The sequence below is a fragment of the Kitasatospora griseola genome (genome assembly GCF_014648555.1).
Lineage (GTDB): Bacteria > Actinomycetota > Actinomycetes > Streptomycetales > Streptomycetaceae > Kitasatospora > Kitasatospora griseola.
Genome location: NZ_BMRI01000007.1, coordinates 24,901 through 46,044 on the forward strand (window position 1 = coordinate 24,901; position 21,144 = coordinate 46,044).

The 21,144-nt window shown below is 73.5% G+C and carries 18 protein-coding genes and 1 pseudogene; 7 read left to right on the forward strand and 12 right to left on the reverse strand.

Annotated elements, in window-relative coordinates; all coding sequences use genetic code 11:
• Window positions 1–37: 37 nt before the first annotated feature.
• From fabD to IEZ12_RS11130, 3 genes are all read right to left on the reverse strand, one after another.
• The gene (gene fabD / locus IEZ12_RS11120) at window positions 38–2,335 is read right to left on the reverse strand and encodes an ACP S-malonyltransferase (RefSeq protein ID WP_189271886.1); all 2,298 of its coding nucleotides are present in this window, start codon (window positions 2,333–2,335) and stop codon (window positions 38–40) included.
• On the reverse strand, window positions 2,332–3,165 hold the full coding sequence (locus IEZ12_RS11125; RefSeq protein ID WP_229847432.1) for an enoyl-CoA hydratase-related protein: 834 nt from the start codon (window positions 3,163–3,165) through the stop codon (window positions 2,332–2,334). Before IEZ12_RS11125 ends, fabD begins: the two co-directional genes overlap by 4 nt.
• 193 nt (window positions 3,166–3,358) lie before the next feature.
• Window positions 3,359–4,708 (reverse strand): alpha/beta fold hydrolase, encoded by a 1,350-nt coding sequence (locus IEZ12_RS11130; RefSeq protein WP_189271887.1) that lies wholly within the window; start codon window positions 4,706–4,708, stop codon window positions 3,359–3,361.
• A 189-nt stretch (window positions 4,709–4,897) separates the two neighbouring features.
• On the opposite strand from IEZ12_RS11130, the gene IEZ12_RS11135 reads away from it, so the two are divergent.
• The 5 genes from IEZ12_RS11135 (at window position 4,898) to IEZ12_RS11155 (ending at window position 9,385) form a co-directional block, all read left to right on the forward strand.
• Window positions 4,898–6,097 (forward strand): cytochrome P450, encoded by a 1,200-nt coding sequence (locus IEZ12_RS11135; protein ID WP_189271888.1) that lies wholly within the window; start codon window positions 4,898–4,900, stop codon window positions 6,095–6,097.
• Between the two features lie 7 nt (window positions 6,098–6,104).
• Entirely contained in the window at window positions 6,105–6,335 is a 231-nt protein-coding gene (locus IEZ12_RS11140) for a ferredoxin (RefSeq protein WP_189271889.1), read from the forward strand.
• Window positions 6,336–6,750: 415 nt separating this feature from the next.
• Window positions 6,751–7,431 (forward strand): Crp/Fnr family transcriptional regulator, encoded by a 681-nt coding sequence (locus IEZ12_RS11145; RefSeq protein ID WP_189271890.1) that lies wholly within the window; start codon window positions 6,751–6,753, stop codon window positions 7,429–7,431.
• A gap of 95 nt (window positions 7,432–7,526) precedes the next feature.
• On the forward strand, window positions 7,527–7,802 hold the full coding sequence (locus IEZ12_RS11150; protein ID WP_189271891.1) for a phosphopantetheine-binding protein: 276 nt from the start codon (window positions 7,527–7,529) through the stop codon (window positions 7,800–7,802).
• Window positions 7,799–9,385: an AMP-binding protein gene (locus tag IEZ12_RS11155; RefSeq protein ID WP_229847433.1), complete on the forward strand. Its 1,587-nt coding sequence runs from the start codon at window positions 7,799–7,801 to the stop codon at window positions 9,383–9,385. Before IEZ12_RS11150 ends, IEZ12_RS11155 begins: the two co-directional genes overlap by 4 nt.
• Before the next feature lie 103 nt (window positions 9,386–9,488).
• Here IEZ12_RS11155 and IEZ12_RS11160 read toward each other — a convergent pair whose 3' ends face one another.
• From IEZ12_RS11160 to IEZ12_RS11175, 4 genes are read right to left on the reverse strand one after another with little or no spacing between them, the layout of a single operon-like run.
• Window positions 9,489–11,120, reverse strand: a complete 1,632-nt coding sequence (locus IEZ12_RS11160) for an ABC transporter ATP-binding protein (protein WP_189271892.1) — start codon at window positions 11,118–11,120, stop codon at window positions 9,489–9,491.
• On the reverse strand, window positions 11,117–11,977 hold the full coding sequence (locus IEZ12_RS11165; protein ID WP_189271893.1) for an ABC transporter permease: 861 nt from the start codon (window positions 11,975–11,977) through the stop codon (window positions 11,117–11,119). Before IEZ12_RS11165 ends, IEZ12_RS11160 begins: the two co-directional genes overlap by 4 nt.
• Window positions 11,974–12,948 carry an ABC transporter permease gene (locus IEZ12_RS11170; RefSeq protein WP_229847434.1) on the reverse strand — a complete coding sequence of 325 codons (975 nt, stop codon included), beginning with the start codon at window positions 12,946–12,948 and terminating at the stop codon, window positions 11,974–11,976. The genes IEZ12_RS11165 and IEZ12_RS11170 overlap by 4 nt, the downstream gene beginning before the upstream one ends.
• Window positions 12,945–14,438: an ABC transporter substrate-binding protein gene (locus IEZ12_RS11175; protein WP_229847435.1), complete on the reverse strand. Its 1,494-nt coding sequence runs from the start codon at window positions 14,436–14,438 to the stop codon at window positions 12,945–12,947. Before IEZ12_RS11175 ends, IEZ12_RS11170 begins: the two co-directional genes overlap by 4 nt.
• A gap of 316 nt (window positions 14,439–14,754) precedes the next feature.
• Between IEZ12_RS11175 and IEZ12_RS11180 the strand changes: the two genes are divergently transcribed.
• Complete coding sequence (locus IEZ12_RS11180) at window positions 14,755–15,669, forward strand: DUF6039 family protein (protein ID WP_189271895.1); 915 nt, start codon at window positions 14,755–14,757, stop codon at window positions 15,667–15,669.
• A gap of 84 nt (window positions 15,670–15,753) precedes the next feature.
• Here IEZ12_RS11180 and IEZ12_RS38190 read toward each other — a convergent pair.
• The 5 genes and pseudogenes from IEZ12_RS38190 to IEZ12_RS11200 form a co-directional block, all read right to left on the reverse strand.
• Window positions 15,754–16,134, reverse strand: a pseudogene (locus IEZ12_RS38190) (Type 1 glutamine amidotransferase-like domain-containing protein); the annotation flags it as partial.
• Between the two features lie 15 nt (window positions 16,135–16,149).
• The gene (locus tag IEZ12_RS38195) at window positions 16,150–16,416 is read right to left on the reverse strand and encodes a hypothetical protein (RefSeq protein ID WP_229847437.1); all 267 of its coding nucleotides are present in this window, start codon (window positions 16,414–16,416) and stop codon (window positions 16,150–16,152) included.
• A 189-nt stretch (window positions 16,417–16,605) separates the two neighbouring features.
• Window positions 16,606–18,135, reverse strand: a complete 1,530-nt coding sequence (locus IEZ12_RS11190; RefSeq protein WP_189271896.1) for a M1 family metallopeptidase — start codon at window positions 18,133–18,135, stop codon at window positions 16,606–16,608.
• Window positions 18,136–18,341: 206 nt separating this feature from the next.
• Window positions 18,342–19,001 carry an SDR family NAD(P)-dependent oxidoreductase gene (locus tag IEZ12_RS11195; protein ID WP_189271897.1) on the reverse strand — a complete coding sequence of 220 codons (660 nt, stop codon included), beginning with the start codon at window positions 18,999–19,001 and terminating at the stop codon, window positions 18,342–18,344.
• Window positions 19,002–19,314: 313 nt separating this feature from the next.
• Window positions 19,315–20,466: a hypothetical protein gene (locus tag IEZ12_RS11200; protein WP_189271898.1), complete on the reverse strand. Its 1,152-nt coding sequence runs from the start codon at window positions 20,464–20,466 to the stop codon at window positions 19,315–19,317.
• 111 nt (window positions 20,467–20,577) lie between these two features.
• On the opposite strand from IEZ12_RS11200, the gene IEZ12_RS11205 reads away from it, so the two are divergent.
• Entirely contained in the window at window positions 20,578–21,144 is a 567-nt protein-coding gene (locus IEZ12_RS11205) for a hypothetical protein (RefSeq protein ID WP_189271899.1), read from the forward strand.

Below are 21,144 nucleotides of genomic sequence, written 5' to 3' on the forward strand. Positions count from 1 at the left end.
GGACGGTTCTTCGGTGGGGTGCGGTGCCCGCCAGGCCCTAGCGGGCCGCGGGAGCGGGGAGGCGCCGGCCCAAAACGTCGGCGGCGCCGGTCATCAAGGTGTCGGCGATCAGGTCGACGTGCCGGGCGCGCCAGTCCTCCAGCGCCGTCCCCCGGACGACGTGGTTGAACGCGCCGATCGCCGGGCCGCACTGGATCTGGAAGTTCACCCGCTGGGCCGGATCGCCGTCCAGCGCCCAGCTGACGGTGCGGGCGAAGTACCAGCGGAAGACCAGCGCCATCAGGTGCTTGGGCGACCGCTCGGCCTTCTCGACCTCCGCCGCCCGGCCCTTCGCGAGGTGGTGGGCGCGGGTCTCCTGCCACGCCTCGGCGAACGGGCGCTTGAAGTAGGTCTCCTCCACCAGCCGCCGGGTCGCCTCGTCGACGGACTCCCAGCCGTCGTACTGCCGGTACAGCTGGTACAGCTTGTTGCCGCGGGCCGCGAACATGGTGGACTTCCGCACCACCTGGACCCTGGCGCCCAGCTCGAACATGTCGCCGGCGGGCGCGTACGCGGTGTCCTGCACGTCGAGCCCGGCGAGGATGTCCTTGACCGTGTCGGACGTCCCGGCCTCCGGGGAGCACTGGTTGACGCTGCCGGTGAGCACGAAGTCCGCGCCGAGGACGAACGCGGCGGCCACCGCCTCGGGTGCGCCGATGCCGCCCGCCGCACCGATCCTGATGCGGCGTCGGAAGCCGTGGCGGGCCATCGCCGCGTCGCGGTGGCGCATCATCGCGGGCAGCAGCGTCAGCGCCACGCCCGCGTCGGTGTGGCCGCCCGAGTCGGCCTCCACGCAGATGTCCTCGCTCACCGGGGCCTCGGCGGCGATGCGCCCCTCCTCGGCCGTGAGCAGCCCCTCCCCGACCAGGCGGTCGACGATCGCCGCGGGCGCCGGGCCCATGAAGGCGGCCGCGACCTCGGGCCGGGAGACCTTGGCGAGCACCCGATGCGGGATCACCGCCCCGCCCCCGGCGTCGCGGTGCGCGCCGGCGAAGCGGAAGCGGACGACGGCGGGGGTCAGCTGGGTGAAGCCCGCGGCCTCGACGGTGCGGACCCCGTGGCGCAGGTACAGGGCGACCACGCTGTTCTCGTACGAGGGGTCGTCGACGGAGTGCAGCAGGTTCATCCCGTAGGACCCGTCCACCCCCAGCGCCTCCTGGATGCGGAGCAGTTCCTTCTCCACCCGGTCGAGGCCGAGGCCGCCGGCGCCGAAGAATCCCATCAGGCCCCGCTGTCCGAGCCGGATCACCAGGTCGGACGAGGCGATGCCGCGGAACATCGCCCCGGCGAGGTACGCCAGGCGCAGGCCGTACTCGCGCCGGAACTCCGGGCAGCCCAGGTCCTCGGCCCGGAGCCCGGCTCCGGTCTGCGCAGGGGCCGTCGCGGCGGGCGCGGTCGCGCCGGCCCCGGCCGTCGGGTCCTCCCCCGCCGCCGCGGCCGTCCGGTCCTCCTCCGCCGCGGCCCGCCGGGCCGACTGCCAGAGCCCGCTGAGGACCCGGCCCGGGCCGATCTCCTCGACCGTCCCGACACCGTGGTCGAGCAGGTGGCGGGTGATCTCGTGCCAGCGGACGGGGTGGTCGATCTGACGCCCGAGCAACTCGGCGACCTGGCCCGGCCCGTAGGGCGCGGCGGTGACGTTGGACAGCACGGGCACCCGGGGGGCCGCGAAGGTGAACCCGCGCAGGAACCCGGCGAACTCCGCCGCCGCCTCCGCCATGTACCGCGAGTGGAAGGCGGCGCTGACCTTCAGCGGGACGCTGCGCACGCCGTCGTGGCGCGACAGCTCGCGCGACACCTCGCGCAGCACCTCGGTCGGTCCCGACAGCACGAGCTGCGAGGCGGAGTTGACGTTCGCCAGGTCGACCAGCCCGCGGTCCGCACCGGCCATCAGCTCCGGCAGCCGCTCGGCGGGCACGCCCAGCACGGCCAGCATGCCGCCCCCGTCGGCCCGGCCCATCAGGGCGCCGCGGCGGTGCACCAGCCGGACCCCGGTGGCGAAGTCGAAGCAGCCCGCGGCGAACAGCGCGTCGTACTCGCCGAGGCTGTGCCCGGCCAGGAACCTCGGCGCGGGGAGTTCCGGGGCCCGGGCCAGCCAGGACAGCGCGTTCACCACGAACAGGGCGGGCTGCGCGAACTCGGTCCGGGTGAGCTCCGCGCCGCCCGTGCGGCACAGCTCCTCGATCGAGTAGCCGAGGACGGCGTCCGCCTGCGCCGTCAGCTCGGGGAAGCGCGCGAAGAGGTCCGCCCCCATCCCCGCGCGCTGCGACCCCTGTCCCGGGAAGACCAGTGCCGTCATCGGTGCTGACTCCTGCCTGCTTGGGCGGAGGTCTCCCACGGGAGCCCCCGGTTGGTGGTGAGGCTCTCGATCCGCTGCCGGGCCACCGGCGAGGCCATCACCCGGGTGAACTCGCGCAGCGCGAACTCCTCGGTCTGTTCGGTGGTGAACCACATGGACCGGACGTACCGCTTGAGCTCGGCCACGGTGACCGGGTCGATCCGGGTCAGCCGGACCAGCAGGCGCCGCAGCGCCTCGTCCGGACGGTCGGTCAACTCGTCGACGAGCCCCCACCGTTCGGCCTCGGCGGCGGCCATCGGCAGGGTGCCGAGCGCCATCGTGTACGCCTTCTGCAGGCCGGTGCGCCGGATCACGAAGGGCAGCACGCAGCACGGCAGCAGACCCCACAGCGCCTCCGGCAGGGCGAAGCTGCCGCGTTCGGTCGCGAGGACGAAGTCGCTCGCGGCGGCCAGGCCGACGCCGCCGCCGGCCACCCGGCCGTCCACGCAGGAGATCACCACCACCGGGGCGGTGGTGAACCTGCGCATCAGCGCGATGAACGCCTCCCCGCCGGCCGCCTCGCCCGTCGGCCCGCCGGCCGCCGCCTCGCCGAAGTCGAGGCCGGTGCAGAAGACCCCGCCCGATCCCTCCAGCACCATCGCCACGCAGGCCGGGTCCGCCTCCGCCTCGTCGAGCGCGTGCCCGAGCTCGGCCAGGACGGTGCCGTCGATGCTGTTCTGCCGTTCGGGGCGGGCCAGGGTGACGCGCAGCACGGCGGACTCGCGGGTCACCCGCAGGGCCAGGTACGGGCGGCCCGGCGGGGGGCCGGCGGGCGGGGTGGCGGTGTCCACGGGTCCTCCTGTCGTGGGGACGGGTGCGAACGCTGCCGCCGACGGCACCGGAGCCGTTCCCGGTCACACCTTGGCGGCGCGGGCCCGGCGTCGCCGCTCACAATTGAGCAGGTGGCGGGCGGTTCGGGGCGCTCGGCCGGCGGCCGGACGGCCGGTGACGGGCAGTCAGTGGCGGACGGCCGGTGACGGGCGGTCAGTCCGCGCGGGGTCCGGCCCGGTCGAGGAACTCGGTGAGCAGCGCCGCGAGTTCGTGCGGCCGGTCGTGGAGCGCGTGGTGCGTCGCCCCCGGCAGGCGCACGTGCTGCCCGGCGGGGAACCGGCCGATGTCCCGGGCGAGCCGGTCCGGCGCGGCGATCCGGTCGAGCTCCCCGGTGACGGCCAGCACGGGGACGGTCACCCGCTCGGCGTGCGCGAGCGGGTCCCGGGACCAGAAGTCGAGCAGCTGCCGGGCGTACGCGACGAGGGTGGGTCCGTCGGCGAAGGGGCGGCGCAGGTCCTCGGCGAGGTCCTCGGCCGGCAGGGCCAGGACCTGTTCCGCCCAGCGTCCCGGGTCGGGTTCGGCGGTGAAGTCCGGCCGCTCGCCGAGTTCGCCGCCCAGCATCCGCCGCATCACGTCGGCCAGGACCGGCCGGGCGGTGACGGCGCGACACATCGCCTCCAGGTTCCGCTCGTAGGCCGTGTCGGGGTCGTCCGGCCGGTCCAGCAGCCGGAACGAGCCGTTGAGCAGGACCATCGAGCGCACCGCGCCGGGGTCGCGCCGGTGGAACTCCAGGGCCACCTTCGGCCCGGTGCACCAGGCGAGCAGGTGGCAGTCGGACACGCCCTCGGCGCTGAGCACCGCCCTCAGGTCGGCCACCTGGTCGGCCAGGCGCAGCGGGCGCTCGCGCGGCCCGCACCCGCGCGGCGACCAGGAGATCACCCGGTGGCGGCGGGCCAGCAGGGCGGTCAGCCGGTGCCACGGCCCGAGCCCCATGCCCAGGGCGTTGAGGACGACGACCGGCGGCCGGTGCGGGTCCGGCTCCCCCGCGACCCGGTAGGCGAGGACGCCGCCCAGCACGCCGACCCGCCGCGGCGGCGCCTGCGCGCACCGCTCGGCCTCCTCGCGGAGCCTGCGGTCGGCCTCGTCCCGGCTCCGGCGCACGGCGTCGACCAGGGCGGCGCCGTCGTGGCGGCCGTCCGCCCCGAGCTCGTCCGCGCGGGTGCGCCCGGCGCCGGCGGCGCGGTGCTCCGCCAGCCGGTCGACGGCGGTGAGTTCGGCCTCGTCGTCGACCGTGCGCACGGTCAGCCGGTAGCCGGCGCCGATGCGGGCGGCCAGTGCGTCCGGGTCCGGCGCGCACCGCGCGAGGGTCGTCCGGCGCAGGCGCAGCGGCTGGTGGTCGAAGTACTCGGCGCAGCGGGCCCGCACCTCGGCGGCCGTGTCGTGCACCGCGTCGAGCAGCGCGAGGAGTCGTTCGGTGGCGTCCAACGCGGTCCGTTCCCGGGGGTTGTCGGTGGGCGAGCAGTTCGCGGCCGCCTCAGCCTCCGGTACATCCCGGTACGTCACCGCTCAGAATTGAGCGGCGGTCCGGGCCGTCCGCGCGGTGTGCTGGTCCGCAGCCCGAGGGGCTCGACCCGGAACGTGCCCTTCCCCAAGCGGAATGTTCACGCGCTACCTTTGGGCATGCTCATGGCAACCAGCCTCACGGGGCAGCGGCACCCGTGTCGCAGGCAGGAGTGAAGGAGTACCCACGGCATGACGAATTCCGACCGGGTCCACACCTACCCCTTCGAGGGCCAGGTAAGCGGATTGGACATCCACCCGAAGTTCACCGAGCTCCGCGAGACGGAGCCGCTCGCCAGGGTGAAGCTTCCGTACGGCGGCGAAGGCTGGCTGGTCACCCGTCACGAGGACGTGAAGACCGCCAACTCCGACCCGCGCTTCAGCCGGGCCTCGATCGGTGAGGACACTCCCCGCACCACGCCGCTGGCCCGCCGCGGCGACGCCATCCTGAGCCTCGACCCCCCGGAGCACACCCGCCTGCGCCGCCTGGTGTCCAAGGCGTTCACCGCGCGGCGGATCGGTCAAATGCAGTCCTGGCTGGAGGAGGTCGTCGCCGGCCTGCTGGACGACATGGCACGCAAGGGCCCGCCGTGCGACCTCACCAAGGACCTGGCCGAGCCGTTCACCATCACGGTGATCTGCCGCCTGCTGGGCGTGCCGTACGAGGACCGCGAGAAGTTCCAGCACTGGTCCGCGGTGATCATGTCCACCACGGCGTACACCCGGGAGGAGGCGGTCGAGGCCGACGCCTCGATCCGCGGCTACCTCGCGCAGCTCGTGGCGGCGCGCCGCACCGAACCGCACGACGACCTGCTCGGCGTCCTGGTGGCCGCCCGCGACGAGGACGACCGGCTCTCCGAGGACGAGCTGATCACCTTCGGGGTCACCCTGCTGGTGGCCGGTCACGAGACCTCCGCCCACCAGCTGGGCAACATGGTCTACGCCCTGCTCACCCACCCGGACCAGCTGGCGCTGCTCCGCGAGCGGCCGGAGCTGCTCCCCCGCGCGGTGGAGGAGCTCCTGCGCTACGTCCCCCTGGGCAACGGCATCGGCAACGCCCGGGTCGCCACCGAGGACGTCGAGCTGAGCGGCGGCACGGTGCGGGCCGGCGAGGGCGTGCTGGCCGCCGCGGTCAACGCCAACCGCGACCCCCGGGTCTTCGCCGACCCGGACCGGCTGGACATCACCCGGGAGAAGAACCCCCACCTGGCCTTCGGCCACGGCGCCCACTTCTGCCTCGGGGCCCAACTCGCACGCATGGAGCTGCAAGTGGCGATCGGATCACTGCTCGAACGGTTCCCGGACGTGCGCCTCGCCGTCCCGGCCGAGGACGTCGTGTGGAAGTCGGGCGGGCTGTTCCGCGGCCCCCAGCAGCTGCCGATCGCGTGGTGAGCCGGCGATGACCGACACCACCCGCTGGCGGCTGGAAGCCGACCACCACAGCTGCGCCGGCACCGGCATCTGCGCCGGCATCGCCCCCGACCACTTCCAGGTGGTCGACGGCCGGACCGTCCTGTCGGCCGCGGAGACCCACCCGGACGAGACACTGCGCGACGCGGTCGAGTCCTGCCCGATGGAAGCCCTGCGCATCCTCGACGCCGACAGCGGCGAGGTCCTCGCCCCCAGCTGACCGCCGCCCGAGACCGCCCCAGCATTTCCAGGCCCCGGAATCGCCGAAATGGCAAGTCCGGGGCCCGAAAATGCTGCCCTCGCGCGCCTTCTGCCGCCCCGGAGAACTTTCCAAAGCGGCAACACGAGTTATGCGGCTGACGTTCTGCTGACATAAACACCCATTGCTCACTACACAGCAGGTCGCGCCTGGCGTAGGCTCGCCCCACGATCAGCCGCAAGGGGGGGTACGGCGGCATGTGCCCTGCGCCGGCGCATGTTTTCTGCCGTTGTCGAAAACCAGACGGGAGCACAGGGGGAGCACGGCCGGACGATTCGTCGGCACACTCCCCGCGCAACCTCCTTCGCTCGGCGTCCGCCCCTTCCCCCCGCCACCCCCACGCGCCGAAATCACGCCAGGAGGATGAACAGTGAGCATGACGTATGCCGTCCCGACGTCCGGCGGCTTCACCGGCAGACTGCGGAATATACTCACGACCGGTTCACTGATCGGCACGCGCATCGTGCTGGAGAAGAACGACTACGCGTACAGCTGCGGCGACACCGACCAGAACATCTACTTCCTGGAGAGCGGGCGCCTCAAAACCGTCATGTTCTCGCGCAGCGGGAAAGAGTGTCTGCTGCGCATATGTTGTCCGGGCGAAATGTTCGGCGAGCAGAGCGGCTGCGGCATAGCCCGCGAGGAGTCGACCATCGCGATGCAGGACAGTGTCATCCTCCGCGTGCCGTACTCAAGATTCCTCAACACCATTACCGAGGAGGGTTTGGTCGGCGATCTCGTCGGCTATCTCTCGCACCGGCTGTTCGAACAGCAGCAGGCGATCACCAATCTGGTGACGGTCGACAGCGAACAACGCCTCGGCACGATCCTCCTCGATCTCGCCGACAAATTCGGAAAGGGCGATCCGCACCACCCGCGCATCGAACAGCGCATCACGCACGAGGAGTTGGCGAGAATGGTCGGAACGACCCGGTCCCGGGTCGGGCTCTTCCTCAAGACCTTTCGATGTAACGGCCTCATCGACATCTCGCAGACGTCCCGCCTGATCATCAACCGGCAGCGCCTCACCGAGTACCTCAACGCCCGGCACGCCTGACCGCCGACCGCGCCCCGTCCGGGCGGCCGGACCGCCCCGACGGCACGCACCTCGGCTCTGTCAACCCAATTTCACGTCAACAGGAGCCCAACGCCATGTGGGACGCACGTTTCGAGTCGGTCATCCGAGGCCATCTTCCGCACCTGCGACCAGAGCTTCCGCTGGAGCCCGATCTGCTGCTCGCGGCCCACGGCCTCGACTCCATGGGAACGATCGGGCTGATCACCGCGCTGGAATCCGAGTACGCCCTCACCCTGCCCGACGAGGCCGTGACACCGGCCAACTTCGTCACCGCCCGGACGGTCTGGGACACGCTCCGGCCCCTCATCCCCGCGACCGGCCCGGAAGCGGCCGCCGGCGGGACCGCGTGAGTGCCCCGCGGCAGGAGGGCGTCAAGCCCCTGCACGCGTGGTTCCTGGACGGCCTGGCCGTCAACCCCGACGGCCCCGCCCTGCGCCTGAACGGCCGGGCCTGGACGTACACGGAACTCCACCGCGCGGCGTGCGACTGGGCCGGGGCGCTGATCGCGGGCTGCGGCGGACGTCCGCGGCGGGTCGGCGTCCTGGCCTCCAAGACCGAGGAGGCGTACCTGGGCTTCCTGGCCGCCCTCTACGCGGGGGCCACGGCGGTTCCGCTCGGCCCGGAGTACCCGGTCGAACGGAACCGGGCCGTCGCCGCGGCGGCCGGCCTGGACGCGATCGTGGTCGACCCCGCCGGTGCGGCCCAGGTCGCCGACCTCGCCTCGGCCGCCCCCGTCCGGGTCTGCCTCACCGGCTCCGCCGAGGTCGCCGCCGCCCTGCGGGAGTCCGCCGCGCTCGACGGCGCCGCCGTCGTCACCCCGGACGGGAGCACACCCGCCGAACCGCTGAACGACGGCGTGGACCGGCTCGCGTACATCCTGTTCACGTCCGGCTCCACCGGCCTGCCCAAGGGCGTGCCGATCCGGCACGGCAACATCGGCGCCTTCCTCTCGGCCGTGCTGCCCCGCTATGAGATCGGGCCGCGGGACGTGTTCAGCCAGGTGTACGAGCTGACCTTCGACCTGTCGATGTTCGAGGTCTGGGCGGCCTGGGCGTCCGGGGCCTGCCTGACCGTCCTCAACCGCGTCCAGGCCCTGGCGCCGGAACGGGTCGCCGTCCGCCAGGGCATCACCTTCTGGACGTCCACCCCCAGCCTGGCGGCCGCCGTGCAGAGCCGCGGCGTGCTGCCCGCCGGGGCGCTGCCCGGCCTGCGGTACACCATGTTCTGCGGCGAGCCGCTGCCCGTGGAGACCGCCCGCCACTGGTCGTCGCTCGCGCCGAACGCGGTGATCGACAACCTGTACGGCCCGACCGAGCTGGCCGTCGCCTGCACCGGCCACCGCCTGGACCCGACCGACGCCGCCGGACCGGACCGGGCGGTGCCCATCGGGCGGCCGTTCCCCGGGGTCCGCCACCTGCTGCTGGAGGACGGCGAGGTGTCCGGAACGGTCGGCGAGCTCTGCGTCGCCGGCCCCCAGCGCTTCGACGGCTACCTCGACCCGGCCAACGACGCCGGACGGTTCGTCGACCTCGACGGCGAACGCTGGTACCGCACCGGGGACCGGGTGCGGCAGGACGGCGACGGCCTGGTGCACCTGGGCCGGACGGACGGCCAGGTCAAGGTGCGCGGCTACCGGATCGAGGTGGGCGAGGTCGAGCGGGCCGTCCGCCGGGCGGCGCCCGGGCTGGACGCGGCGGTCTTCGCCGTCCCCGGCCCCGGCGGCGAGGTGCTGGCGGGGTTCGTGATCGGCCGGGCCGAACTCGACGCCGCCGCCGTCCTGAAGCAGCTGGCCGAGCTCCTGCCGCCCTACATGCTGCCCGGGCAGCTGTGGCCGCTCGCCGCCGCTCCGCTCAACCCGAACGGCAAGATCGACCGGATGGCGCTGCGGGAGGAGGCGGTCCGCCGGGTGGCCGACCCGCACCGGCCGGCCTGACCGGACGGCTCCGGCAAGCACGACGAGGAAGGCCCGCCGGATTCGGCGGGCCTTCCTCGTCGTGCTTCGGGCCGGCGTTCCGGACCCGGCGCCGGCGTTTCGCTCAGTCGGCCGCGCCGACCTCGGCCTGCGCGGGCCCCTCCGTCAGGTCGCGCAGCGAGGTCATCGCCCCCACCACCGACCGGGTCCAGGCGTGCCGGGGCGCGCCCAGCACCTGGGCGACCGCGCCCTCCTCGCAGACTCCGCCGCCGTCCAGCACCAGCACCCGATCGGCGCTCCTGGCGACCACGCCCAGGTCGTGGGTGATCAGCACGACCCCGAGCCCGAGCTGTCGCCGCAGGCTCTCCAGCAGCTCCAGGATCTCGACCTGGATGCCGACGTCGAGGCTCGCGGTGACCTCGTCGCAGAGCAGCACCTCGGGCGCTGCCGCGAGCGCCCGGGCGATCGCGACCCGCTGCCGCTGGCCGCCGGACATCTCCCCGGGCAGCCGCCCCGCCCACTCCGCGGGCAGCCCGACCAGTCCGAGCAGCCGCACCGTCTCGGCCGCGGCGGCCGCCCGGTCCAGGCCGCGCAGCACCCGGGCCGACCTCGCGATGGCCTCCCCCACCCGGCGGCGCGGGTTCAGCGAGCCCACCGCGTCCTGCGGCACCAGCTGCACGCTGCGGCGCTGGGCCGGCGTGCGGCGGCGCAGGTCGGGCGGCATCGGCTCGCCGTGCAGCAGGATCTCGCCGCCGTCCGGCCGGTGGTGGCCGCTGACGCAGCGGACCAGCGTCGTCTTGCCGATGCCGGAGGCGCCGAGCAGCGCGACGCACTCGCCGCGGCCGACCCGGAACGACACCCCGGACATCGTCGGGGCCTCCCGTCCGGTGCCGCGGCCGTGCCCGGCCCGCAGGCCGCGCACCTCCAGCAGCGCCCGGTCGCCGCCGGGGTCCGCGGGGGCGTCCGGTCCGGGCGGCGGCTCCGGTGCGGGCGTCCGCCGACCGGCCTCGGCGATGTCGGGGACGGCCCGGACCAGCGCCCGGGTGTAGGGGTCGGCCGGGCGCGACAGCGTCCGCAGGGTGGGGCCCTGTTCGACGAGGCGGCCGGCCCGCAGGACGACGAGCCGGTCGCAGAGCCGGGCCGCGGCCGGGAGGTCGTGGGTGATGAAGACCAGGGTGAGGCCGCGTTCGCGGGCCGGCCGGTCGATCTCGTCGAGCACCAGGCGCCGGGTGAGCACGTCGAGGCCGGTGGTGGGCTCGTCGAGCACGGCCACCGCCGGCTCTCCGGCGAGCGCCCGGGCGAGGGCGAGCCGCTGCTGCTGGCCGCCCGACAGCTGGTGGGGGAAGCGGCGCCGGAACTCGGCGTCACCGGGCAGCCCCATGGCCTCCAGCCGCCGTCGGACGCCCTCCGCGGAGCGGTCCGGGGCGAGTTCGGCGATCTGCCCGCCGACCCTGAGGGTGGGCGTCAGCGCGGAGGCCGGGTCCTGGGCGAGGTAGGTCAGGGTCCGCCGGCGGACCGCCCGCAGCCGGGAGCCCTTCAGCGCCAGCATGTCGTGGCCGTCGACGCGCACCGACCCGGAGCGCACCGCCAGCCCGGGGCGCAGCGCTCCGAGCAGGGCGAGCGCCAGGGTCGTCTTGCCGGAGCCGGACTCCCCGACGATGCCGAGCGACTCGCCGCGTTCCACGGTCAGCGTGAGGTCCTCGACGACGGCCCGGCCCGTGCGGTCCACGACGGTGAGTTCTGCGATGTCGATCACGACGCGCCCTTCGCGGCAAGCCGGTCGAGCAGCAGGTTCGCCGCGACCGTGAGGACGGAGATGCCCAGCGCCGGAACGGCGACCCCCCAGGGCACCAGGGTGACCCCCTCCATGTTCTCGCTCACCATCGCCGCCCAGCTGGGGGTGCCGGGGCCGAAGCCGAGGAAGTCGGCCGACGCCGTGAGCGCGATGGCGACCGCGAGCCGGGTGCCGGCGTCGGCGAGGACGGGCTGGAGGATGTTCGGCACGATCTCCCGGACGACCACGGACAGCGGCCCGTCGCCGAGCGCCACGGCCTGGTCGACGTATCCGGTGCGCACCACCCTGGTCGTCGCGGCCCGGGAGATGCGGGAGACGAACGGCACCCCGGTCGCCGCGACGGCCAGCAGCAGCGTCCCGGCGCTGTAGCCCAGGCCGTGCAGCAGCGCCAGCAGGACGACGATCGGCGGGAGCGCGAGCAGCAGCGAGTCCAGCCAGCTCATCACGGCCGCGACCCGTCCCCCCAGGTAGCCGGCGAGCACGCCGAGCAGCGTGCCGACCACGGTGGTCAGGACCGTCGCCACCAGCGGGACGATCACCAGCGGGCGCCCGCCGGCCAGGAACCGGTCCCAGACGTCCCGGCCGATGGCGTCCGTGCCGAGCGGCAGGCCGGGCCCCGGCGGCGAGTAGGGGCCGCCGACGATCCGGCCGGCGTCGCCCGGCACCAGCCAGGGGCCCGCCACGGCCAGCAGCACCACGGCCAGGGCCGGCAGCCAGAGCAGGCCGGTCAGGACGCGGCGGAGCGGGCCCGGGCCCGGCGGCCTCGGGACGGACGGCCGTACCGCGGCGGCGGGGGCCTCGGTCGCGGTGTCGGTCATCGCGCCACACTCCCGTGGGGATCGGCCACCAGGTCCAGCAGGTCGGCCAGCAGCAGGCTGACCACCACCGCGCCGGAGAGCAGCAGTCCGATGCCCTCCAGCACCGCCGTGTCGTGGTTGACCACGGCGCTCACCAGCGGGGCGGACAGCCCCGGGTAGTTGAAGACCCGCTCCACCACGGCCGTGCCGCCGACCAGTGCGCCGGTCAGCCAGGCGAAGGCCTGCAGGCACGGGCCGATCGTGGTCGGCAGCAGGTGCCGGAACACCACCCGGTGCTCCGGGAGTCCCGCCAGCCGGGCGCTCTCCACGTGCGGCGACCGGCCGGCTTCGACGACGGACGCCCGCACCATCCGGCTCGCCCAGGCCGCGGAGAACAGCGACAGCGCCGCGACCGGCAGGACCAGCGCGGCCGGGTCGTCCAGCGGCGATCCGCCGAGCGGCACCAGCGACACCGCGGGCAGCACGCCCAGCGCCGAGGCGAACACCAGGACCAGCACGCTCGCGGTCACGAACTGCGGGATCGAGACCAGGGCCACCGCGCCCGCCGACAGCAGCCAGTCCAGCGCGCTGCCGGGCCGCAGGCCGGCCAGGACGCCCACCGAGGTGGCGACGGCCACCGTCACCAGCACCGACAGCGCCACCAGCAGCAGCGTGTCGAGCAGCGGGTCGGTGACCAGCTCGCCGACGGGCCGGTGGCTGACGGTGCTGGTGCCGAGGTCGCCGTCCAGGGCGGAGCCCACCCAGTCCAGGTACCGGAGCACCAGCGGCCGGTCCAGGCCGAGTTCGGCGCGCATCCGCGCGATCTGCCCGGCGTCCGCCCCGCCGCCCAGCGAGGCGGCGGCGGCGTCGCCGGGCAGCACCTCCGCGGCCAGGAACAGCAGGGCGGAGGCCGTGAACAGGGTGCCGACCGCGCCCGCCAGCCTGCGGGCCATCAGCCTCGGAAGCCGGAGCGGGGCGCGGCCGCCGCTCACGAGGACGCCTTGGCCCAGGTGAAGACCGGGATGGACTGGCTGAACACCACGTCCCGCACGCCGGCCACCGACGCGTCCACCACTTCCTGGAAGCCCCACAGCAGGTCGCCGCCGTGCTCGTACAGGTCGCGCTGGATCTCGACGAAGCGCTGCTCGCGCGCCTTGTCGTCGACGGTCGCCTGAGCCGCGTCCAGCCGCTTCCAGTGCTCGTCCGCGAGACCGGTGACGTTGAAGAAGGCGTCGCGGTTGGTGAGCGCCGACAGGTGCACCGCGGCCGGCCGGTTGGTGTAGTAGAAGGTCTGGAAGGGGATCGACGACAGGCCCTTCAGATCGGCGTAGTAGGTGTCGGCGGGCACCACGTCGACCGTCAACTTGACGCCGGCCTCGTCGAGTTGCTGCCCCAGCAGGCGGGCCGCGCCGGTGAAGCCGGCCACCGTGTCCGCCGCGTGGAGGGTCAGCTTCGAGACGCCCGCCTCGGCGAACAGCCGCTTCGCCTCCGCGACGTCGCGCCGCCGCTCCGCCAGGCCCGCGTAGCCCGGCAGGCCCTTGCCGACCACGTCGTCGCCGGTGACGCCCATCCCGTCGAGCATGTTCGCCGCCAGCGCCCCGCGGTCGGCGGCGAGCCGGACGGCCCGGCGGACCCGCGGGTCGTCGAACGGCGCGATCCGCTCGTTCATCGCGAAGGACAGCGCGTTGGAGTTGGCGACGCCGCCGCGGTGCAGCTCGATCGCCCGGTTGTCGCGCTCCGCCTTGGCCGCGGTGGCGGTGATGCCCATCGCGTAGTCGATCTGACCGCTCTTGAGCGCGCTCATCCGGGTGGCCGCGTCGGCGATGGAGACGAGCTCCAGCGTCCCGAACGCGGGACGGCCGCCCCAGTAGCCCTCGTAGGCGGTCATCCGGACGTTCTTGCCGTCCTGCGCGGCGAGCCGGTACGGGCCCGAGCCGATGCCCTTGGAGAAGTCGGTCGTCCCCTCGGGGAACACCGGTGAGAAGACCACCAGCACCGACTCCCGGAAGTCGCCCCGGGGGCGGCGCATCGGGACGGTGAGCGTGGTGGCGTCGAGCACCTTGATGCGGTCCACGTCCACGTCGGCGTAGACGGTCGCCCGCTTCGAGGGCGGGACGGCGAGGGTGCGCAGGCTGTACGCGACGTCCTGGGCGGTCACCGGCCGGCCGTCGTGGAAGGTCGCCCGCTTGCGGATCCGGATCGTCCACTCGGTGGCGTCCCGGTTGGCCTCGACGGACTCCGCCAGGCCCAGCTCGTACGCCCCGCCCTTCAGGTACATCAGCGAGTCGTACAGGTGGTAGAGGATCACGTAGCTGGCGCCGAACCCGGCGGTCCGCGGGTCGATGCTCACGGAACCCGAGGCGTCCGCGGCGCCCACCCGCAGCCGGTCGGTCGAAATGCCCTTGCCCGCAGCGGACTTGGCGCTGTCCTCGGCGCCGCAGCCGGTCAGCGCCGCAAGGCCGCTCAGCGCGACTCCGGTCACCGCCCCCAGCTGAAGGACACCGCGTCGGCCGAGACTGTTACTCGTGGGCATCGCGTTCTTCTCCACATGGTCGATCGGAGTGGGGCAGGCAGAACCCACTTGGCGATGACCGAGATTGCTCGAAACTCCTCGACCGGTCTGCTCAAATCTGATCACCGCGCGCGGGCGGCCGGGCGGAAACATGTGCACATCGAGCGCCCCCTGCCGTGGGGCGCACCTGCACCTGAGCGAACGCGAGGGACCCGGTGCGACAGCGACCCGGCCGCGGCCGGAGGCCGACCGTCCCCGGAGGGCTCTCGCCGAAGGAGACTCCGCCATGCCCCAGACCTCGGCCTCGGACCGGCCCGGGACCAGCCGCCTTTTCACCCCCGCCATGGCCGCCCTCCCGGACACCGGCCACGAGCTGCTACACTCCGGCAACGCCGGGCTGATCATCCACCGCGTCGGCCAGCTCCGGCACGAGTTCCGCAACGAGGGCCGCGCGTTCGCCAGCGACCTGGTGTCCGCCCTCAACAAGCCCGTGGCGGACGTCGCCAGCGTGCTCGTCTACGAGGAGATCCTCGGCCGGGTGGACCGCCTGCACTGGATGATCCACATGCGGATGCCCAACGACTACAGCCGCTTCCTGCACGTCGCCGACCACGACAAGTCCTTCAAGGAGGTCACCGAGACCGACCGCCTCGCGGACCGCGACGGCGGCAACTGGGAGCGCATGTACGTCGAGGGCTCGTTCCAGGAGCGCGTCTACGTCCCCCAGCACGGCCTGTCCCACGACGGCCAGGACGACCACGCCCCGGCCACCTTCGTCCCGCCGGCCATGCACCAGACCGGTCTGCCCGCCGACCGCCTGCGGCACTCCGCCGACACCGGACTGACCATCATCCGCACCGCCCAGACCAAGTTCGAATTCCGCAACGAGGCCCGCGAGTTCGCCTTCGAGTGGGCCCGCCACGTCAACCGCGCCCTCGCCGGCGACGTCACCGCGTACCTCTTCGAGGAGACCTTCGGCCAGCAGGACCGCATCCACTGGATGCTCCACCTCGACAGCCTGGACAGCTACCAGCGCCTGCTCGAACTGAAGCACAAGGACGCCGCCTTCCAGAAGATGCTCACCACCGAGTTCGTCCCGGCCCGCAAGGGCGGCGGCACCTGGGAGCGCACCTTCGTCGACGCCGGCATCCACGACACCGTCCTCACCCCCCTCCACAGCGGCACGCCCATCGGTTTCTGACGCCGCACCCGCCACCCGTGCGCCGCAGCCCACCCGGGGTGCGGCGCACGGCAGGATCGGGGGCGGAGGGTTCTCCGCGGCCGTTCAAAAAAGTCGCCAGCGGCCCTCGGAGACGATCTCGACGACTCCGTCGGCGACCTTGACGGCGGTCTCGTCGTCGATGGCGTAGGCCGGGTTCGGCAGGGCGGCGGCCCAGCGTTCGGCGTCGGCCATCGAGTTCTCCGGCAGGGCCGGGTGGTCCAGGTGCGGGAAGAGGGAGAAGTCGACGAGGCCCAGGGTCTCGTCGGTGCCGGTGGGCGACGTCCATTCGACGAAGTCCGGCCCGATGCGGGGCGTCATCACCATGCTGCCGGCGCTCAGCCCGACCCAGACCTTGTCGTGCAGGGAGGGGAGCAGCTCCGCCAGGCCGGACCGGCGCATCCAGTGGCACAGGTACAGCGCGTCACCGCCGTTCGCGAGCAGGACGTCGGCCTGCTGGACTCAGGGCAGCCAGCGCTCCGCGCCGATGCTGGGCAGGGCGGTGAGCTCCAGGACGCCCATGGACCTCCAACCGAGCTCGCACATCGGGGTGGTGGACCGCCCGGTGATGAAGCGCCAGGCCCCGGCCGGGCTCCCCATCGGGTGTCCGTAGCCGGCGGTGGGGATGCACAGGGCGTCGGCCTCCTCGACGGGCTTGCCCAGGAGGTCCACCAGGGCCTGCCGGATGCTGGGGTTCTTCACTCCGGCGGAGGTGAGGAGCAGTTTCACGATGCCTCCGGCGCAGGGGCGGCAGCCCCTGCGGACGAGGTGCTGGAGCCCGCCGCGGCGGCGGGCGGCCGGGGATCGGTCCGGGTCACCAGCAGTGTGGCACGCGGGAGTTGACGGTTCGTGCGGCGTTACGGGCGGTCGGCGGCCCCTGCCGTGCGCGGGGGCCGCCGGTGCTTCACCGCGGGCCGGTCACTTCAGGTTCGCGTGGACGGAGGCGGCGTCCTGGATCTTCTTCCAGGACTTCGGTTCCGCCGGCGGCTGCCCGGCGCTCCGGTCCGCGGTCGCAGCGGCGGCCGCCGACGCCGTGCCGCCGTTCGGGACCGGGCCGACGGGCGGCTTGGCGGGGGTGAACAGCCAGGTGTTCAGCAGGTCGCCGAGGCTCCGGCCGGAGATCCGCTCGGCGTACGCCTGGAACTCCGGGATGGTGGCGTTGCCGTAGCGGCGCTCGGTGGGCCAGCCCTTCAGGATCCGGAAGAACGTGTCGTCGCCGACGGTGTTGCGAAGCGCCTGGATGGCGACCGCGCCGCGGTGGTAGACCGCGATGTCGAACTGGTTCTCGTCGCCCGGGTCGCCGGGCTTGACGGTCCAGAACGGGTCGTCGGCCGGGTGCGAGGCGTAGATGTAGTCGGCCAGTTCCTGCGCGGTGCCCTCGTTCTCGTGCTCGGACCAGAGGAACTGCGCGTACTGGGCGAAGCCCTCGTTCAGCCAGATGTCGCTCCAGCGGGAGAGCGAGACGCTGTCGCCGTACCACTGGTGGGCCAACTCATGGACGACGACCGAGGTGTTGGAACCCCGGGCGAACATTCCCTGTCCGTAGAAGACCCGGGTCTGGGTCTCCAGGGCGCCGCCGGCCTGGAGGTTGGGGACGAAGCCGCCGACCGAGCTGAACGGGTACTCGCCGAAGTAGCCGCTCAGCCAGTCCACCAGCTCGCCGGTGCGCTCTACGCTCGCCCGGGCCGCGGCCGCGTTGTCCCCGAGGTCCTTGCTGTAGGCGTTGTAGACCGGCACCCCCTTGGCGGTGACGTCCCGGGTGACGTCGAACTTCCCGATCGCGAGAGCCGCCAGGTAGGTGGCCTGCGGCTTGTTCTCGCGCCAACTGAAGCGGGTCCAGCCCGCCTGCGAGCTGGTGCCGGTCAGCACCCCGTTGCTGACCACCTGGGTGCCGTTCGGCACCAGCACCGAGACGTCGAAGGTCGCCTTGTCGCTCGGGTGGTCGTTGCTCGGGAACCACCAGCCGGCCGACACGGGCTCGCCGGCCACCACCGCGCCGTCCGGGGTGCGGCGCCAGGCGGTGTAGCCGCCGTACTTCTCGACGGTCGACGGAACGTCCTTGTAGCGGACCACCACGGTGGCCTGGGACCCCTTGGTCAGCGGCCGGGCCGGGGTGATCTCCAACTCCTGGTCGCCGCTGGTGGCGAAGGTTGCGGGCCGCCCGTTGACCAGGATCTCGGAGACCTTCAGCGCGAAGTCGAGGTTGAACCGGGAGAGGTCCTGGGTGGCCGTGGCCAGGATGGTGGCGGTGCCCTCCAGTTCGTCGGTGGCGGGCTGGTACTTCAGCCGGATGTCGTAGTGCGAGACGTCGTACCCGCCGTTGCCGAGCGTGGGGTAGTACGGGTCCCCCAGGCCGTCCGCCCCCGGTTGGAAGCCGGAAGCCGAGGCGGGGACGGCCAGGAGCAGGCTCAGGGCACTGGCAGCAGAAACGATCAACCTCTTGCGCACGTGGTCCTCCAGGGATCACCGGAACGATCAGGTCGGATCGATCCCTGTCCCGGCAACCCCTCGCCCACTCCCCGGTCCTGGGAACTTCATGAGAAAAATACGTCCGCACGACGACCGCGCGGACCCGCCGGATCGATTATCGGACTGTCCGTCAGATATGGCCGCTGCGAAGGGAGTTGACCGCTCATCCGGCCGCGCGGGTGGCGTCAGCCGCTGTGCACGACCTCGTGCTCCCAGGCGTCGCGCGGCTGCACGTGCAGCCGCCAGTAGTGCTCGGCGATGACGTCGGGGTCGAAGGCCGTGCCCGGCGCGACGGGGCCGGCCACGGTGACGCTCGCCGCGTGGACGCCCGAGGCGCCGTACGTCCGGTCCAGCAGGGTGACGAGGGTGCGGACGCCGGCCTTGCCGAGGGACAGGCTGACGTACTCCGGCTTCGGCTCGGGCATTCCGCCGGTCACCAGGACGGTGCCCCGCCCGCGCGCCGCCATCCCGGGGGCGACGTGGGCGGCGGCGGTCAGCGCGCCCACCACGTTGACCGCCCAGGCGTCCAGGTGTTCCCGGGCGGACAGCTCCCCGATGGCGTCCGGTCGGACGAGCGCCGCGTTGTGGACCAGGACGTCCGGCGGCCCCAACTCCTGTGCCACGCCGTCCAGGGCGGCCCGCAGGGAAGTCTCGTCGGTGCTGTCCGCCGTGCGGCCCACGACGGCCGCGCCGCCCGTGGCGGCCGCCCGGACGGCTTCGACGGCGGCCTTCACCGTGCCGTCGCTGCGGGCGACGAGCCCGACCGGCAGCCCTTCCCGTGCGAACCGGCGGGCCACCGCCTGCCCGATTCCCGGTCCGGCTCCGATGATCACTGCTCCCGACATGCTGCCTCTCCTCTATCCCCTGCCCGTGCCACCCCGGCCGCGAAGCCCGTGAACACCGGTACGGCACACGGAGGTCGGCGCACCCGAACGACAACGCCCTGCCACCCCACGCCCGTTCCGGCCACCGTCGTCGACGCGGCCCAACGGCGTCAACGAGCAGTGGCCACACGGGTATTCCTCCGTCGCACCGGGCATCACCGGCGCCGACCGACGCAACGGCCTCGCCCCCCGGTCCGGGGCGCCGGGCGCGGTCCGGGGGCCCCGGCCCGGTGGATCGTCGAGGGCGGGCCCGCCGGATCGCGGTGACGTCCGGTCAGGAGTGCAGGGCGATGTCCGTGTTCTTCGTCCACTGCTCGGGCGGCAGCGGCTGGGCGTTCGACTTCAGCACGGCCTCGGCGCGGGCCGCGTGGAACGCCTCGACCGGGCTGCCCTGCTTCGCCCACACCTGGGCGCCGCACCAGCGGCCGATGAGCCGGAACTGCTCCAGCGCCTCCGCGTGCATCCCGGCCTTGCCCATGTAATGGGCCAGCAGGTGCCGGAGGCCCGCGACGTGGTCGTCGTCGGGCCGGACCGAGGCGAGTGCCCGGGCGACGGCGGCCAGTCGCGCGGTCGCGGCGCTGCCGACCGGGAGTCCGGCGCCGCGTCCTTCCAGCTCGGACAGCGCGTGCAGGTAGATGCCCGGGAGCGGGCTGTGCGGCGGGGCGCCGTCCATCGCCTTCTCGGCGAACTGCATCATCTGCCCGTTGGTGCCGTACCACTTGGCGCACCAGTACTGCATGCCCTGCCAGTGGCCCTCGTAGTGGTGCGGGGCACGGGCGACCAGGCCCTCCCACAGCGGCCGGAAGCGGTCGGGCTTGTACTGGGCGCCGCGCGCCGCCGTCACCATGACCACCCACGGCGCCGGGTTCTCCGGGTCCAGCAGCGCGGCCCGCTGGGCGGCCTCGATCGCCGCGGGCAGCAGGGCGCGGAAGCGGGCCATGTTCTCGGCCGGCACCTCGTTGGCGAACCCGCCGCCCCGGATCGCCCAGGCCTGGTGCACCATCAGGTCGGCCTCCAGGGCCGCTGCGTCGCAGTTGTCCGGGTCGGCCTCGCGCCAGGCCTTCAGCCACCCGTCGTCCCGGCGGGCGATCTCGCGCAGCAGCTCGAAGCGGGACCAGCGCTCGTCCCAGTCGTTCCCGGGCGCCGCGACGTGCGTCGCGGCGACGCGCCAGTCGCCCTCCCACGCGGCGTCCGCGACGGCCTGCGACTGCCGGCAGTCCCGCTCCGAGGACGGCGGGCCCAACCGGCTCGGGTCGAGCGACGCGAGCGGGACGAGCCCGTACGCCGCGGCGTCGAACGACTCCGGCACCCGGAAGGCGGGCGTGGACTTGCGCTTGGCCGAGGAGACGGCGGTGCGGTTGCTCTGGAAGTTGCGTATCAGAACGATGATCAGAATGGGGATCGTCAGGACCAGGAGATGTGTCACGGGTCGAGATCATCTCGGCTGGCCGGGCGGATGGCAACGCCGATTCCGACGACCGGACCGGCCCGCGCGGCGTCCCGGCCCGTTGTCGGTCCGGGTTCCTACGATCGCCGCATGCCCGATGCCTTCACCGTTCTCTGGACCCACGACACCTGCCGCGCGCTGCGCAAGGAGGGCCGGGTCGGCGAGCGGCCCCCGGTCGCCTTCGGCGGCGTGCACACCTCGCTGCCGGCCTGGTCGGGGGCCCGCCCCGGCGACGAGGTGTACGCGGTGCACGTGAACCGGTGCGAGGTCTTCGTGGTGAGCCGGCTGCGGGTGCTCGACACCGAACGGGGCGACTGCTGCGGCGCCGCCCCCGCGACGTGGCGGGACCCCGCCTTCCCCGGCCACCAGGACTGGTGGATGCTCGGCGCGGGCGGCTGCGGCGCAACGCCGGTCCACGTCGACGCCACGCCCGTCACCTTCGACACCCGCATACCCGGCGACGTGCTCCACCGACTCACCTGGCGCAACCGCCGGGGCCGGACCCGCGGCCTGAAGTACCTGGTGGACGGCCGCCTCGAACACTCCATCAGCCTCCAGGGCTTCTACCGCCTGACCCCCGGGTCCGCCGACGAACTGGCCGCCGTCGTGGACGCCGCCGCCCCTCACGACGTCCGGCCCGCCGGCCGGTTCGGCTGA

Bases quoted from the DNA above. Each gene is read 5' to 3' on its own strand.
- fabD (WP_189271886.1), bottom strand. From the start codon at position 2,335: ATGACGGCACTGGTCTTCCCGGGACAGGGGTCGCAGCGCGCGGGGATG.
- IEZ12_RS11135 (WP_189271888.1), top strand. From the start codon at position 4,898: ATGACGAATTCCGACCGGGTCCACACCTACCCCTTCGAGGGCCAGGTA.
- IEZ12_RS11140 (WP_189271889.1), top strand. From the start codon at position 6,105: ATGACCGACACCACCCGCTGGCGGCTGGAAGCCGACCACCACAGCTGC.
- IEZ12_RS11145 (WP_189271890.1), top strand. From the start codon at position 6,751: ATGACGTATGCCGTCCCGACGTCCGGCGGCTTCACCGGCAGACTGCGG.
- IEZ12_RS11150 (WP_189271891.1), top strand. From the start codon at position 7,527: ATGTGGGACGCACGTTTCGAGTCGGTCATCCGAGGCCATCTTCCGCAC.
- IEZ12_RS11165 (WP_189271893.1), bottom strand. From the start codon at position 11,977: ATGACCGACACCGCGACCGAGGCCCCCGCCGCCGCGGTACGGCCGTCC.
- IEZ12_RS11180 (WP_189271895.1), top strand. From the start codon at position 14,755: ATGCCCCAGACCTCGGCCTCGGACCGGCCCGGGACCAGCCGCCTTTTC.
- IEZ12_RS11195 (WP_189271897.1), bottom strand. From the start codon at position 19,001: ATGTCGGGAGCAGTGATCATCGGAGCCGGACCGGGAATCGGGCAGGCG.
- IEZ12_RS11205 (WP_189271899.1), top strand. From the start codon at position 20,578: ATGCCCGATGCCTTCACCGTTCTCTGGACCCACGACACCTGCCGCGCG.